Raw genomic sequence first — 13,095 nt, 5'->3', positions numbered from 1 at the left:
CGCTCAGGCCGGCCGCAGCACGATCCGCGCCTCGAAGCCCTGGGCCGCGCCGGGCGGCGGCGAGGCCAGCTCGAGCTTCGCGCCATGCTTCTCGACGATGGTGCTCACGATCGAGATGCCGAGGCCGTAGCCGGCACGGTCGGAGCTGTGGCGCACATGGCGCTCGCGCAGGGTCGCGAGCTGCTCGGCGCTGACGCCGGGGCCGGCATCGCGCACCGCGAGCACGCAGGGCGCCATCACCTCGATCACCACGCGGCCGTCGCCGCCATAGCGCAGCGCGTTCTCCGCCAGGTTGCGCAGCGCGATCGCGAGCGCGTCGACGTCGCCCAGGGCCACCGGCGCGACGCTGTCGGGCACCTTGAGCGCCAGGCGCTCGGCATGCTGCGGGTCCTGCCAGAACTCCTGCGCCACCGTGCCGGCCAGCTGTACCAGGTCGACCCGCGCGCGCGCCAGCGAGGCGCCCGATTCGGCGCGCGAGAGCTGAAGCAGCTTCTCGGCGCGGTGGCTCAGCGTGCGCAGCGCATCGAGCGCGGCCTGCACGTCGTTGCGCTGCAGGTCGTGCTCGAGCGCGGTCTGCAGCCGCAGCCGCGCGGCCGCCAGCGGCGTGCGCAGCTCGTGCGCAGCATTGGCCGCGAGCGCGCGCTCCACGTCGAGCGAATGCGACAGGCGCTCCAGCAGCAGGTTGACGTGGTCGCCCACGGTGCGCAGCTCGCGCGGCAGGTTGGGCAGGGCGATCGGGCGCAGGTCGGCGCCGCTGCGCTTCTCGATCTCGCCGGTGAGCTGCTGCAGCACGCGCAGCTCGGTGCGCGCCACGTTGCGCAGCACCAGCGCCAGCAGCGGCAGCACCGCGCCGAGCGGGATGATCAGGCCGAACAGCGTGCGGTTGAGCGCGCGGCGGCGCTCGTCGAGCGGATCGGCCACCTGGAAGAACAGGCCCAGCGTGGGATGGCGCACGGTGTAGATGCGCCAGTTCGGGTTGTTCGCGAAGCCGGCGGCCAGCGGCACGTCGAAGGTGTCCTCGGGCGCCTCGGCCGAGCGCAGCAGCACGTGCTCGTGCAGGTCGACGATCTGGTAGATCACCGCATCCTCCGAGAACAGCTGCTTGGGCGCGATCAGCGGCGCGCGCGGCGGCTCCTGGCCCGGGTGCTGCAGCTTCTCGAGCTCCTGCACCGCCATCGCGAACATGCGGTGCGAGACCTCGACCAGTTCGTTGTCGAAGTTGTGGTTGATCTCGCGGTCCACGTACCAGACCACCGCGAACACGCACAGCAGCCAGACGCCGCCGACCCACAGGATCAGCGTGCGCGTGAGCCGGCCGGCCAGGGTGTCGCGCTCGCTGCGCGCGCGAGGTGCCGCCGCTTCGGTCATCGGCTATTCCTCCTCGTCGGCCGAGAGCCGGTAGCCGAGCCCGCGCAGGGTCTGGATGTGGCTGCGGCCGAGCTTGCGCCGCAGCCGGCTGATGAAGACCTCGAGCGTGTTGCTGTCGGCCTCGTCGCCGAAGCCGTAGAGCGCATCGGCCAGGTTCTCGCGCGTGTGGATGCGCTCGGGCCGCGTGGCCATCACGCGCAGCAGCGCCCATTCCTTCTGCGTCAGCGTCACCGGCTGGCCGTCGCGGCGCACGCGGTCGTGCGCGATGTCGATCTCGAGCGTGCCCAGCTGCAGCACCGGCGAGTTGCCCGCGCTGCGCCGGCGTTCCACCGCGCGCAGCCGCGCCAGCAGCTCGGCCGGGTCGTAGGGTTTGATCAGGTAGTCGTCGGCGCCGGCATCGAGGCCGCGGATGCGGTCGGTGACCTGGTCGCGCGCGGTCAGCACGATGACGATCGGCGGTTCGCGCAGCGCGCGCACCTGGGGCAGCAGCGAGAGGCCGTCGCCGTCGCCCAGGTGCAGGTCGAGCAGCACCGCCGCGTACTGCACCGAGAGCAGCGCGCCGCGCGCATCGGCGAGGCTGGGCGCCACGTCGACCACGAAGGCCTTGGCCAGCAGGTAGCCGCAGACGGCATCCGCCAGCGCCACATCGTCTTCGACCAGCAGTATGCGCACGCGGTGGCACTCCTCGGATTCGGTGGGAAAGCCGCAGTCTAGCGTCCGGGCCGCGGTCAGCTTCCGCTCAGCCGGCTTCAGCTTCGGTTCAGGTGGCTTCAGCCCTGGTTCATTCACACGGCCTAGGCTGGCCCCTATTTTTGCCGATGGCCGCTTTTGCTTCGATGACCCGCCGTATCCCGAACCTTCGCCTGGGCGCCTGGACCCTGATCTCGTTTGCGCTGCTGTTGCTCTGGGATGCGGGTGGCGCCGACCTGCCGCTCGCGCGCTGGATGGGCACGCCGATGGGTTTTCCGCTGCGCGAGAACCCGTTCCTGGTCCACGTGATGCACACCGGCGCCAAGAACCTGAGCTGGGCGCTGCTGGTCGCGCTGTTCCTCGCGATCCGCTGGCCCGTGGGCTTCCTGCGGCGGCTCGACCGCGCGAGCCGCGCGCAGCTGGCGCTGACGGTGCTGGCCTCGGTGTTCGCCGTCAGCCTGCTCAAGCACGCGAGCCACACCAGCTGCCCCTGGGACCTGCAGGAGTTCGGCGGCATGGCGCACTACGTCTCGCACTGGTCCTGGGGCGTGCGCGACGGCGGCCCGGGCGGCTGCTTCCCGGCCGGCCATGCCTCCACCGCCTTCGCCTACCTCGGCGGCTATTTCGTGCTGCGGCGCGTCGCCCCCCGCATCGCATCGATATGGCTGGCTGCCGCGCTGGTCGGCGGCCTGCTGCTCGGCGTGACGCAGCAACTGCGCGGCGCCCACTACATGAGCCACACCCTCTGGAGCGGCTGGGTCTGCTGGACGGTGGGCCTCGCCATCGACATGGTGATCCGTCGTGCCCGCCGCTCGACGGATGTTGTTGCGTTGCAGCAAGCCTGAACGCTGCCTGAACTGCAAGTTCAGGCTCCTTTCAGGCCCGCTTCCTACATTTGTCGCATGTCTGTCACGCGCATAGAGCCCGCGCCGCTCCGGTCCGGCCTCCCCTCGATCTCCGAATCCTCGTCGGGCCCCGCGTCCGAAACCCCCTGGGAGGCGGTGCGCCAATGGCTGGAGCGGCCGCGATCGGCCCGCCAGATGGTGCTGTGGCTGGCCCTGTACCTGGGCCTGGCCGCCAACTGGCCGCTGTGGAACGAACTGGCCCGCATCGGCGGCGCGCCCAGCACCTACCTGCCGACCATCGCCGCGATGAGCCTGCTGAGCTTCTGCGGCACGGTGGCGATGCTCTCGTTCACCGCCTGGACGCGCTGGATGAAGCCGCTGTGGCTGGCGGTGGCCGTGCTGGCGGCGCTGGTGCAGCACTACATGCTCGAGTACCGCGTGGTCATGGACCCGACCATGATCGCCAACGTGCTGCAGACCGATCCCAACGAGGCGCGCGACCTGCTGAGCTGGCGCATGGGCTTCAACCTGCTGGTGGTGATCGCGCCGGTCGCCGTCGTGCTGTGGTTCGCGCGCATCGCGCCGATGCGCTGGATCTCGCAGCTGTGGCGCAACGCCGTGCTGCTGGTGCTCGCGGTGGCCGTCGCGCTGGTCGCGGCCGTGGCCATGAACCGGCAGCTGGCGCCGCTGATGCGCAACAACGTGCACCTGCGCTACATGATGAACCCGATCGCGAGCCTCTACTCGACGGGCGCGGTGTTCATCAAGCCGCTGTTCAAGCGCAGCGGCAAGCTGATCCCGATCACGGCGGGCACCACGCTCGGTGCCAGCTACGCGGCCCAGCAGAAGCCGCCGCTGTTCGTGGTGGTGGTGGGCGAGACCGCGCGCGCCGACCACTTCGGCCTCAACGGCTATGCGCGCGACACCACGCCCGAACTCGCGAAGCGCGACGTGCTGAGCTATCGCATGGTGTATTCCTGCGGCACCAACACGCTGGCCTCGGTGCCCTGCATGTTCTCGCCGCTGGGCAAGCAGGGCTACGAATCGCGCAAGGACGACTACGAGAACCTGGTCGACGTGCTGCAGGCCGCCGGGCTGGCCGTGTTCTGGCTCGACAACCAGGCCGGCTGCAAGGATGTCTGCACCCGCATTCCCAATGCCTCGGCCTTCGACAACCTGCCGCCCGCCACCAAGAGCGCGCTGTGCGACGGCGAGGAGTGCCTCGACGACGTGATGCTCGAGGGCCTCGATGCGCGCATCGCCGCGCTGCCGGCCGAGCGCCGCGCCAAGGGCGTGGTGCTGGTGATGCACCAGATGGGCAGCCACGGGCCGGCCTACTACAAGCGCTCGGGTGCCGACATGAAGCGCTTCCAGCCCGAGTGCAAGACCAATGCGCTCGCCGAGTGCGGCCATACCGAGCTGATGAACGTCTACGACAACTCGATCGCGCAGACCGACCGCTTCCTCGGCCGCACCATCGACTGGCTCAAGGGCCAGTCGAAGCAGTACGACCCGGGCCTGCTCTACGTGAGCGACCACGGCGAGTCGCTGGGCGAGTTCGGCCTGTTCCTGCACGGCGTGCCCTACAGCTTCGCGCCCGAGGCGCAGAAGCACGTGCCCATGGTCACCTGGTTCAGCGCCGGCCTGAGCGAGCGCCGCAAGCTGTCGCGCCCGTGCATGGAGGCCGGCCTCGATGCGCCGCTCACGCACGACAACCTCTATCACACGGTGCTGGGCCTGATGGACGTCAACACGCCGACCTACAAGCCCGCGCTCGATGCGCTGGCCACCTGCCGCAAGGGCGGCGCGGCCTGAGCGCCGGCCGCGCCGCTTATTTCTTTTCGCGCGGCAGCCGCCCCATCAGGAAGAACTCGGGGTTCGGCTGCATGCCGCTGAAGCTCGCGAGCCGGTTGCTGAGCCCGAAGAAGGCGGTGATGGCCGCGATGTCCCAGATGTCCTCGTCGTCGAAGCCGTGCGCGTGCAGCGGCGCGAAGTCGCTGTCGTCGATCTCGTGCGAGCGTTCGCAGACCTTCATCGCGAAGTCGAGCATCGCGCGCTGGCGCGGCGTGATGTCGGCCTTGCGGTAGTTGACCGCCACCTGGTCGGCCACCAGCGGCTTCTTCTCGTAAATGCGCAGCAGCGCGCCGTGCGCCACCACGCAGTAGAGGCACTGGTTGGCCGCGCTGGTCGTGGTCACGATCATCTCGCGGTCGCCCTTGGTCAGCGAGCCTTCCTCCTTGAGCATCAGCGCGTCGTGGTAGGCGAAGAAGGCGCGCCATTCGGCGGGCCGGCGCGCGAGCGCGAGGAACACGTTGGGCACGAAGCCGGCCTTCTCCTGCACCGCGAGGATGGCGGTACGGATGTCTTCGGGCAGGTCGGCGAGTTCGGCGAGGGGGTAGCGGGTGGTCATGGTGTCTCCGGGTGGTTCTGCGCGCCATCATAGGCACGCCGGCCCGGTGGCTACGCGCCTGGCAGCGCCGGCGCACCGCCACCCGCCTCCAGCACCGCCAGATCGCTCTCGTCCTTGAGCCCCACGCCGCTGAGCCCGCGCCGCAGCGCCTCGCGCATCAGCCAGGCCAGCTTGAAGGCCGCGAGTTCGTACGACAGGCCTTCGGGCCGCACGTTCGAGATGCAGTTGCGCTCGGCATCGTGGCGGCCCTTGCGGGGCGCGTGGGTCAGGTAGATGCCGAGGCTGTCGGGCGAGCTGAGGCCGGGCCGTTCGCCGATCAGCATCACCGAGAGGGTGGCGCCGAACAGCTCGGCCGCCTCGTCGGCGAGCGCGACGCGCGCCTGGGTCGCGATGACGACGGGAGCGAAGCGGGTATCGGGTGGCAGGTGAGGGCGCAGCGCCGCGAGCAGCGGCGCCGCATGGCGCGCGACCGCGAGCGAGGACAGGCCGTCGCCGATCACGATGCAGACATCGACCGATCCATCGGCTTCGGCGCGCAGCCGGTCGGCATCGCCGGCATCGAGCTGCCGCCCCAGGTCCGGCCGCCGCAGGTAGGTGGCGCGGTCCTCGGCGCGGCTGCGCGCGCGCACGGCCTGCCAGCCGTCGTGATGCAGCGCGGCTTCGAGCGCATCGACGTCGAGCGCCGCATGGATCGCATCGCGCGCCATCGCATGGGCCCAGCCGAAGCGCAGCGTCTCGTCGGTCGGCATGCCGGCGCCGGCGCGGCCCAGCGCGAGCCGCGCGGGCGTGGCCGAGCGCCACTGGCCCCAGGGGTTGGGTGTGACGGGATCGCTCATGAGGACAGCGCCGACAGGGCGCCCATGCCGGCCAGCAGCCGGTTGGAGGAGGGCGGCGCGATCCGCCCCGCCGCATCGGTGATCTGCATGCGCTGCAGCCAGGCCTCGAACTCGGGCGCGCGCTTCAGGCCCAGGGTCTGGCGCAGGAACAGCGCGTCGTGGAAGGAGGTGCTCTGGTAGTTGAGCATCACGTCGTCGGCGCCCGGGATGCCCATGATGAAGTTGATGCCCGCGGTGCCCAGCAGCACCAGCAGGTTGTCCATGTCGTCCTGGTCGGCCTCGGCATGGTTGGTGTAGCAGATGTCGCAGCCGATCGGCAGGCCCATGAGCTTGCCGCAGAAGTGGTCCTCGAGGCCGGCGCGGATGATCTGCTTGCCGTCGTACAGGTACTCGGGGCCGATGAAGCCGACCACGGTGTTGATGAGCAGCGGCTTGTAGCGGCGCGCCAGCGCATAGGCGCGCACCTCGCAGGTCTGCTGGTCGACGCCGAAGTTGGCATTGGCCGACAGCGCGCTGCCCTGGCCGGTCTCGAAGTACATGAGGTTGTCGCCGACGGTGCCGCGCTGGAGCGACTGCGCGGCGTCGTGGGCCTCGGCCAGCAACTCGGGCGTGACGCCGAACGAGAGGTTGGCCTTCTCGGTGCCTGCGATCGACTGGAACACCAGGTCGACCGGCGCGCCGGCCTCGGCCAGGCGCAGCGTGTTGGTGACGTGCGTGAGCACGCAGCTCTGGGTGGGGATCTCGAAGCGCTGGATCAGCTCGTCGAGCATGTGCAGGAGGCGGCCGAGCACCGGGAGGCTGTCGGACACCGGGTTCAGGCCGATCACCGCGTCGCCCGCGCCGTAGAGCAGGCCGTCGAGCGTGGAGGCGGCCACGCCGCGCAGGTCGTCGGTGGGGTGGTTGGGCTGCAGCCGCACCGCGAGGTGGCCGGGCAGGCCGATGGTGTCGCGAAAGCGCGTGACCACGTTGCACTTCTTCGCGACCGAGACCAGGTCCTGGTTGCGCATGAGCTTCGACACCGCCGCCACCATCTCGGGCGTGAGGCCCGGCGCGAGGGCGGTGAGCGCCGCGGTGTCCGCCTGCTCCGACAGCAGCCAGTTGCGGAAGTCGCCGACCGTGAGGTGCGAGACCGGCGCGAAGGCCCGGGCATCGTGGCCGTCGATGATCAGCCGCGTGATGTTGTCGCTCTCGTAGGGGATCAGCGCCTCGTTGAGGAACTGCGCGAGCGGCGTGTCGGCCAGCACGTGGCGCGCGGCCATGCGCTGCTGCGCGGTGGCCGCGCCGATGCCCGCGAGGTAGTCGCCCGAGCGCGCGGGACTGGCCGCGGCCATGACCTGGCGCAGATCGTCGAAGGAAAAGCCCTGGCCGGCGATGGTGGTGCGGTAGCGCATCGTTCGATCAGGCGGCGGGCGTGGAGGTGGGCGCCGAGAGCATCTCGTCGGGCGCGGCCGCATTGCGCTGCGCCGAGGTCGCGAGGAAGTAGCCGTAGGCCAGCGCCATCAGCACGAGGAACAGCAGGGTGAACATCGGGTTGAACCACACCATCGCGCCCAGGCACACCAGGCCCAGGCCCAGCGCGATGGCGGGAAACACCGGGTAGAAGGGCGCGCGGTAGCTGCGCGGCAGCGCGGGCTCGGTGCGGCGCAGCCTGAACAGCGCGGCCATCGAGACCAGGTACATCACGATCGCGCCGAGCACGGCCATGGTCACGATGTTGGCCGTGAGCGTCTGGCCGCCGAACTGCACCCACTCGTCGCTGAAGATCGCCACCACGCCGACGACGCCGCCGGCCAGCAGCGCGCGGTGCGGCGTGTCGAAGCGCGGGCTCAGGCCCGCGAAGTAGCGCGGCAGGTAGCCCGCGCGCGCCAGCGCGAAGATCTGGCGCGAGTAGCCCATGATGATCCCGTGGAAGGAGGCGATCAGCCCGAACAGGCCGATCCACACCAGCATGTGCAGCCAGCCGCTGTTGTCGCCCACCACGGCCTTCATGGCCTGCGGCAGCGGGTCGTTGATGTTGGCGAGCTTGCGCCAGTCGCCCACGCCGCCCGCGAAGATCATCACGCCGAAGGCCAGCACCACCAGCGTGACGATGCCGGTGGTGTAGGCGATGGGAATCGTGCGGTGCGGATCGCGCGCTTCCTCGGCTGCCATGGCCGCGCCCTCGATCGCGAGGAAGAACCAGATCGCGAACGGGATCGAGGCGAAGATGCCCGCGATGGCCGCGCCGTTCAGCACGCTGCCGCCGGCCCAGCCGTTGGCCACGAAGTTGGCCATCGACCATCCCGGTGTGACCACGCCCATGAACACCAGCAGCTCGAAGATCGCGAGCACGGTGACGAACAGCTCGAAGGCCGCGGCGATGCCGATGCCGATCCAGTTGAGGCCGATGAAGATCACGTAGGCACCGAGCGCGAACCACTTCGGATTGATGCCCGGGAACTGCACGTTGAGGTAGGCGCCGATCGCCAGCGCGATGGCCGGCGGCGCGAACACGAACTCGATCAGCGTGGCGAAGCCGGCCACGAAGCCGCCATGCGGGCCGAAGGCGCGGCGCGCGTAGGCGAAGGGACCGCCGGCGTGCGGAATCGCGGTCGAGAGTTCGGTGAAGCTGAAGATGAAGGTGGTGTACATCGTCGCCACCAGCACCGTGGCGACCAGGAAGCCGAGCGTGCCGGCGGTGTTCCAGCCGTAGCTCCAACCAAAGTACTCGCCCGAGATCACGAGGCCGACCGCGATGCCCCAGAGCTGCAGGGGACCGAGCACTTTCTTCAGGTGGCCGCTGCCGCCGGGGGAGGGCGCGGCGGGCGTGGCTTCGGTGGAAGGCATGGGAGTTCCTCTCTCGGGCGATGTTGACAGTACCCCCGCCGCGAAGCAAGGGCCGTTCCATCACCGGCTTCGGCGCTTCATGCGCGCTGGCCATAATCGGCCCTTTCCCACCATTCCCTCGAGGTATCCCGTGAAGTCCCTGTTCTGTGCCGTTCTCGTGTCCTTCTGCGCCGTGTCCGCCGCGTGGGCCCAGTCCGCGCCCGTCACCACGGCCAGCGGCCTGATCTACCAGTCGCTCAAGGAAGGCACGGGCGCCTCGCCGGCCGCGACCGACGTGGTCAAGGTGCACTACCGCGGCACCTTCCCCGATTCGGGCAAGGAGTTCGACAGCTCCTACAAGCGCAACGAGCCCACCGAGTTCCCGCTCAACGGCGTGATCCCGTGCTGGACCGAGGGCGTGCAGAAGATGAAGCCGGGCGGCAAGGCCAAGCTGACCTGCCCGCCGTCGATCGCCTACGGTTCGCGCGGCGCGGGCGGCGTGATTCCGCCCAACGCCACGCTGAACTTCGAGATCGAGCTGATCTCGGTGACCAAGCGCTGAGCTTCAGATCTGCGCCATGCCACCGTCGACGAAGAGTTCGGTGGCGTTCACGAAGCTGCTGTCGTCCGAGGCCAGGAACACCACGGCCTTGGCGATCTCGTCGGGCGTGCCGACGCGGCCCAGAGGAATGGCCTGGGCCTGCGATTCGATGAAGCCCTCGACCTGTTCGGGCGTGAGGCCCAGCAGCTCGTAGGCCGGGGTCGGCACCACGCCCGGGCTCACCGCGTTGACGCGGATGCCGGCGTCCTTCAGGTCCACGGCCCAGCTGCGCGCGAAGCTGCGCACCGCGGCCTTGGTCGCGCTGTAGACACTGAAGGCCGGCGTGCCCTTGATGCTGGTGATCGAGGCGTTCAGCACGATTGACGAGCCCTTGCCCATCAGCGGCAGCGCCTTCTGCACGGTGAACAGCAGGCCGCGCACATTGATGCCGAAGGTCTTGTCGAAATGCTCCTCGGTGATCTGGCCCAGCGGCACCAGGCTGCCGCCGCCCGCGTTGGCGAACAGCACGTCGAGCCGGCCCTTCTGCGCGCGGATGGTGTCGTAGAGGCGGTCGAGGTCGTCGAGCTTCGAGACGTCGCCGAGCACGCCCGTGACGTTGCGGCCGATGGCTTTCACGGCCGCGTCGAGTTCGGCCTGGCGGCGGCCGGTGACGAAGACGTGGGCGCCTTCGGCCACGAAGCGTTGCGCGGTGGCCAGGCCGATGCCGCTGGTGCCGCCGGTGACGAGGGCGATCTTTCCATCGAGCTTGAGCGAAGAGGTGGACATGACTTCTTTCCTTGGGTGATGCCGCGAGGCGGCGTTGACGATGGAAGGAAGTTTGGGCGCGACCCCCGTGCCGACCAAGACGCCGCGCGCCACTTGTTTATTCACGAATCACTAATAATCGGCCGATGGACCAGATCGCTGCCATGCGCGTCTTCGCCCGCGTGGTCGAGGCCGGCACCTTCACGCGCGCCGCCGATTCGCTGCAGATGCCCAAGCCGACCGTGACGAAGATGGTGCAGCAGCTCGAGACCCACCTGCGCGTGAAGCTGCTGCAGCGCACGACCCGGCGCGTGACGGTCACGCCCGAGGGCGCGGCCTACTACGAGCGCACCGCGCGCGTGCTGGCCGAGCTCGAGGACATCGAGTCGGACCTCACGAACGCGCAGGCCAATCCGCGCGGGCGGCTGCGCGTGGACGTCGGCTCCTCGCTGGCCAACATGATCCTGATCCCGCAACTGCCTGCCTTCCATGCGCGCTATCCCGAGATCGAGCTCGAGATCGGCGTGGGCGACCGGCCCGTGAACCTGGTCGGCGATGCGGTGGACTGCGTGATCCGCGCCGGTCCGCTCGACGACCAGACGCTGGTGGCGCGTCGCATCGCGACCATGCCCTTCGTGACCTGCGCCACGCCCGGCTATCTCGAGCGCCATGGCGTGCCGAAGACCCCGGCCGACATCGGCGACGGTCGGCACCGCGTGGTGGGCTACTTCTCTTCGCTGAGCAACCGGCCGGTGCCGCTGCGCTACGGCCGCGGCGAGGACCGCATCGAGATCCATGGCCACACGGTGGTGGGCGTGAACGAGAGCACCGCGCACCTGAGCGCGATGCTCACGGGCATGGGCCTGGCGCAGACCTTCGACCTGATGGCCGCGCCGTATCTCGCGAGCGGTGCCTTGGTCGAGGTGCTGCAGGGCTTTGCGCCCGAGCCCTATCCGCTGCACGTGGTGTACCCGACCAACCGGCACCTGAGCGCCAAGCTGCGCGTGTTCGTCGACTGGGCGGTGGAGCTGTTCGCGCCCTACGACAGGCGGCGCAAACCGCGCTGAAAGAAGCCCGTCGGCCTCAGCCGGGCTGGTACTGGTACAGCCAGGTCTCGGTCAGCGTCTGGTCGCCGTTCTTCAGGAACAGGCGCATGTCGACCGGCTCGTTGCCCTCGGCCGTGAAGTCGAACTGCGCGCGCCAGTGGCCGGTGACGCCGTTGGGCACGGCCTCCGCGAAGATGTAGGAGAACTTGCCGCGCGAGGCCGTGAGCACCAGCTCGGGCTTGACGCCGAACGGGATGTTGGCGAGCGGCGCGCCGATGAACTCGACCATGAACTTGCGCACGCCCGGCGGCCGCGGCTGGCCCGGCTGGCCGCCGCGCCCGATGCGCGTGGCCACGCAGCGCGCGAGCGGCGAGGGATAGGGCTCCTGGTCGGTCCAGTGCAGCCGGTACTTGAGGTTGTAGCTGGCGCCGGCCTTGGCATCGGCCTTGGGCACCCAGAAGGCGACGATGTTGTCGTGGATCTCGTCGTCGGTCGGAATCTCGATCAATTGCACCGAGCCCTCGCCCCAGTCGCCCAGCGGCTCGACCCACAGGCTCGGGCGCTTCTCGTAGTACACGCCGTCCTGGAAGTGGTCGAAGGAACGGTCGCGCTGCAGCAGGCCGAAGCCCTTGGGGCCCGTGTCGGCGAAGGCCGAGGCGCGGGTCTGCGTCGGGTTGTTGAGCGGGCGCCAGATGCGCTCGCCCGCGCCGTTCCAGATCGCGAGGCCGTCGGAGTCGTGCACCTCGGGGCGCCAGTCGATCGCGGTGGGCTTGGCGGTCTCGGAATACCAGTACATCGAGGTCAGCGGCACCAGGCCCAGGCGCGCCACGTCGCGGCGCAGGAACAGGCGCGAGTCGATGTCCATGATCACGGCCTTGCCGCGCTGCATCACGAACTTGAACACGCCGGTGATGCTCGGTCCCTCGAGCAGCGCATAGACCGTCATCGAGTTCGTGTTGCCGGCCGCGGGCGTCTCGAAATAGAAGCGCGTGAAGGCCGGGAATTCCTCGGGCCGGTCGGGCACGGCCACCTCGAGCGCGATGCCGCGTGCCGACAGGCCGTACTGGAACAGCTCGCCGATCGCGCGGAAGTACGAGGCGCCGAGGAAGGCGACCCAGTCGTTCTTCTGCCAGTCGAGCTTGGCCTGGTCGCCCAGGCGGCTTTCCTGCAGGCGGAAGCCCGCGAAGCCGGCGCCCTCGGGCAGCGCGCGCGCCGGGCTGTCGGCGGGCATCGAGAAGTACGAGGGGTTGTAGAGCACCTCGCGCGCGAAGCCGTCGCCGTCGGAGCTCTCGAGCACGTGCATGCGCACTGGCGTCTGGAAGAAGCGGCCGAGGTGGAAGAAGGTGACCGGGAAGGCGCCGGGCCCGTCGCGGAACAGGGCGTTGGCGGGGTCGAACTTGAGCTTGCCGTGCGCGTCGTAGTCGATCTTTTCGAGCACCTGCGGCGCGAGCGGCGCCGGTGCCGCATAGGGCCGGCCGGCCAGCGACTTGGCTTCGGCGACGAGGTTGTCGAACGAGAAGGGTCGTGGCTGGCTCAGCTGCAGCCCGTTGGCGGCCAGCGCTTCGGCGGGCAGCCCGAGGGCGGCGAGGGTGGCGGCGGCGCTGCCGGCGGCAAGGAAGGATCGGCGATCAAGCATGTTTTCTTGAGGGTTGCGATTTCTCTGGCGAGTTCGGGTGAACTCCGGGAGACGGACGAAGAAGAGGGCGCTGGCGTGGCGGCCGGTGCCTGGCGCCGATGCGGACACGGTGTGCCGCGGCGGCGAGCCGGACGATCCTAATGCAGCGCGGAA

General features: G+C 69.7%; 12 protein-coding genes. 4 read left to right on the top strand and 8 right to left on the bottom strand.

Annotation, left to right across the window (positions count from 1 at the left end):
* Positions 1 to 3: 3 nt before the first annotated feature.
* The gene (locus AC07RM_RS20220) at positions 4 to 1,368 is read right to left on the bottom strand and encodes a sensor histidine kinase (protein WP_495335648.1); all 1,365 of its coding nucleotides are present in this window, start codon (positions 1,366 to 1,368) and stop codon (positions 4 to 6) included.
* Between the two features lie 3 nt (positions 1,369 to 1,371).
* Entirely contained in the window at positions 1,372 to 2,040 is a 669-nt protein-coding gene (locus AC07RM_RS20215; RefSeq protein ID WP_093344845.1) for a winged helix-turn-helix domain-containing protein, read from the bottom strand.
* Between the two features lie 164 nt (positions 2,041 to 2,204).
* Here AC07RM_RS20215 and AC07RM_RS20210 point away from each other — a divergent pair, with 164 nt between their 5' ends.
* Both AC07RM_RS20210 and AC07RM_RS20205 read left to right on the top strand, forming a co-directional pair.
* On the top strand, positions 2,205 to 2,903 hold the full coding sequence (locus tag AC07RM_RS20210; RefSeq protein WP_495335647.1) for a phosphatase PAP2 family protein: 699 nt from the start codon (positions 2,205 to 2,207) through the stop codon (positions 2,901 to 2,903).
* 57 nt (positions 2,904 to 2,960) lie between these two features.
* Positions 2,961 to 4,718: a phosphoethanolamine transferase gene (locus AC07RM_RS20205; protein ID WP_495335646.1), complete on the top strand. Its 1,758-nt coding sequence runs from the start codon at positions 2,961 to 2,963 to the stop codon at positions 4,716 to 4,718.
* 16 nt (positions 4,719 to 4,734) lie between these two features.
* Here the strand turns inward: AC07RM_RS20205 and AC07RM_RS20200 are convergent, their stop codons facing one another.
* From AC07RM_RS20200 to eat, 4 genes are read right to left on the bottom strand one after another with little or no spacing between them, the layout of a single operon-like run.
* The gene (locus tag AC07RM_RS20200; RefSeq protein WP_093344841.1) at positions 4,735 to 5,313 is read right to left on the bottom strand and encodes a peroxidase-related enzyme; all 579 of its coding nucleotides are present in this window, start codon (positions 5,311 to 5,313) and stop codon (positions 4,735 to 4,737) included.
* Positions 5,314 to 5,363: 50 nt separating this feature from the next.
* Positions 5,364 to 6,149: an ethanolamine ammonia-lyase subunit EutC gene (gene eutC / locus AC07RM_RS20195; protein ID WP_495335645.1), complete on the bottom strand. Its 786-nt coding sequence runs from the start codon at positions 6,147 to 6,149 to the stop codon at positions 5,364 to 5,366.
* The gene (locus tag AC07RM_RS20190) at positions 6,146 to 7,540 is read right to left on the bottom strand and encodes an ethanolamine ammonia-lyase subunit EutB (RefSeq protein ID WP_093344836.1); all 1,395 of its coding nucleotides are present in this window, start codon (positions 7,538 to 7,540) and stop codon (positions 6,146 to 6,148) included. Before AC07RM_RS20190 ends, eutC begins: the two co-directional genes overlap by 4 nt.
* Before the next feature lie 7 nt (positions 7,541 to 7,547).
* A complete protein-coding gene (eat, locus tag AC07RM_RS20185) occupies positions 7,548 to 8,975 on the bottom strand; it encodes an ethanolamine permease (RefSeq protein WP_495335644.1) in 1,428 nt (475 codons plus the stop codon).
* 130 nt (positions 8,976 to 9,105) lie between these two features.
* Between eat and AC07RM_RS20180 the strand changes: the two genes are divergently transcribed.
* Complete coding sequence (locus tag AC07RM_RS20180; protein WP_495335643.1) at positions 9,106 to 9,516, top strand: FKBP-type peptidyl-prolyl cis-trans isomerase; 411 nt, start codon at positions 9,106 to 9,108, stop codon at positions 9,514 to 9,516.
* Between the two features lie 3 nt (positions 9,517 to 9,519).
* Here AC07RM_RS20180 and AC07RM_RS20175 read toward each other — a convergent pair whose 3' ends face one another.
* Complete coding sequence (locus AC07RM_RS20175) at positions 9,520 to 10,281, bottom strand: glucose 1-dehydrogenase (protein WP_093344831.1); 762 nt, start codon at positions 10,279 to 10,281, stop codon at positions 9,520 to 9,522.
* Positions 10,282 to 10,406: 125 nt separating this feature from the next.
* Here AC07RM_RS20175 and AC07RM_RS20170 point away from each other — a divergent pair, with 125 nt between their 5' ends.
* Entirely contained in the window at positions 10,407 to 11,327 is a 921-nt protein-coding gene (locus AC07RM_RS20170) for a LysR family transcriptional regulator (protein WP_495335642.1), read from the top strand.
* 16 nt (positions 11,328 to 11,343) lie between these two features.
* On the opposite strand, the gene AC07RM_RS20165 is transcribed toward AC07RM_RS20170, so the two are convergent.
* Positions 11,344 to 12,942, bottom strand: coding sequence for an OpgD/OpgG family glucan biosynthesis protein (locus AC07RM_RS20165; protein ID WP_495335641.1), 1,599 nt, complete (start codon positions 12,940 to 12,942; stop codon positions 11,344 to 11,346).
* Positions 12,943 to 13,095 lie beyond the last annotated feature (153 nt).

This window comes from Variovorax sp. GW821-FHT09B05 (assembly GCF_059418265.1).
Note: the sequence above shows the minus strand (reverse complement) of the source record. Positions and strands in the feature narration are given on the sequence as shown.

What these genes read in the sequence shown, in the direction of transcription:
- AC07RM_RS20220 (WP_495335648.1), bottom strand. Translation starts at nt 1,368, where the DNA reads ATGACCGAAGCGGCGGCACCTCGCGCGCGCAGCGAGCGCGACACCCTG.
- AC07RM_RS20210 (WP_495335647.1), top strand. Translation starts at nt 2,205, where the DNA reads ATGACCCGCCGTATCCCGAACCTTCGCCTGGGCGCCTGGACCCTGATC.
- AC07RM_RS20205 (WP_495335646.1), top strand. Translation starts at nt 2,961, where the DNA reads ATGTCTGTCACGCGCATAGAGCCCGCGCCGCTCCGGTCCGGCCTCCCC.
- AC07RM_RS20200 (WP_093344841.1), bottom strand. Translation starts at nt 5,313, where the DNA reads ATGACCACCCGCTACCCCCTCGCCGAACTCGCCGACCTGCCCGAAGAC.
- eutC (WP_495335645.1), bottom strand. Translation starts at nt 6,149, where the DNA reads ATGAGCGATCCCGTCACACCCAACCCCTGGGGCCAGTGGCGCTCGGCC.
- AC07RM_RS20190 (WP_093344836.1), bottom strand. Translation starts at nt 7,540, where the DNA reads ATGCGCTACCGCACCACCATCGCCGGCCAGGGCTTTTCCTTCGACGAT.
- eat (WP_495335644.1), bottom strand. Translation starts at nt 8,975, where the DNA reads ATGCCTTCCACCGAAGCCACGCCCGCCGCGCCCTCCCCCGGCGGCAGC.
- AC07RM_RS20175 (WP_093344831.1), bottom strand. Translation starts at nt 10,281, where the DNA reads ATGTCCACCTCTTCGCTCAAGCTCGATGGAAAGATCGCCCTCGTCACC.
- AC07RM_RS20170 (WP_495335642.1), top strand. Translation starts at nt 10,407, where the DNA reads ATGGACCAGATCGCTGCCATGCGCGTCTTCGCCCGCGTGGTCGAGGCC.
- AC07RM_RS20165 (WP_495335641.1), bottom strand. Translation starts at nt 12,942, where the DNA reads ATGCTTGATCGCCGATCCTTCCTTGCCGCCGGCAGCGCCGCCGCCACC.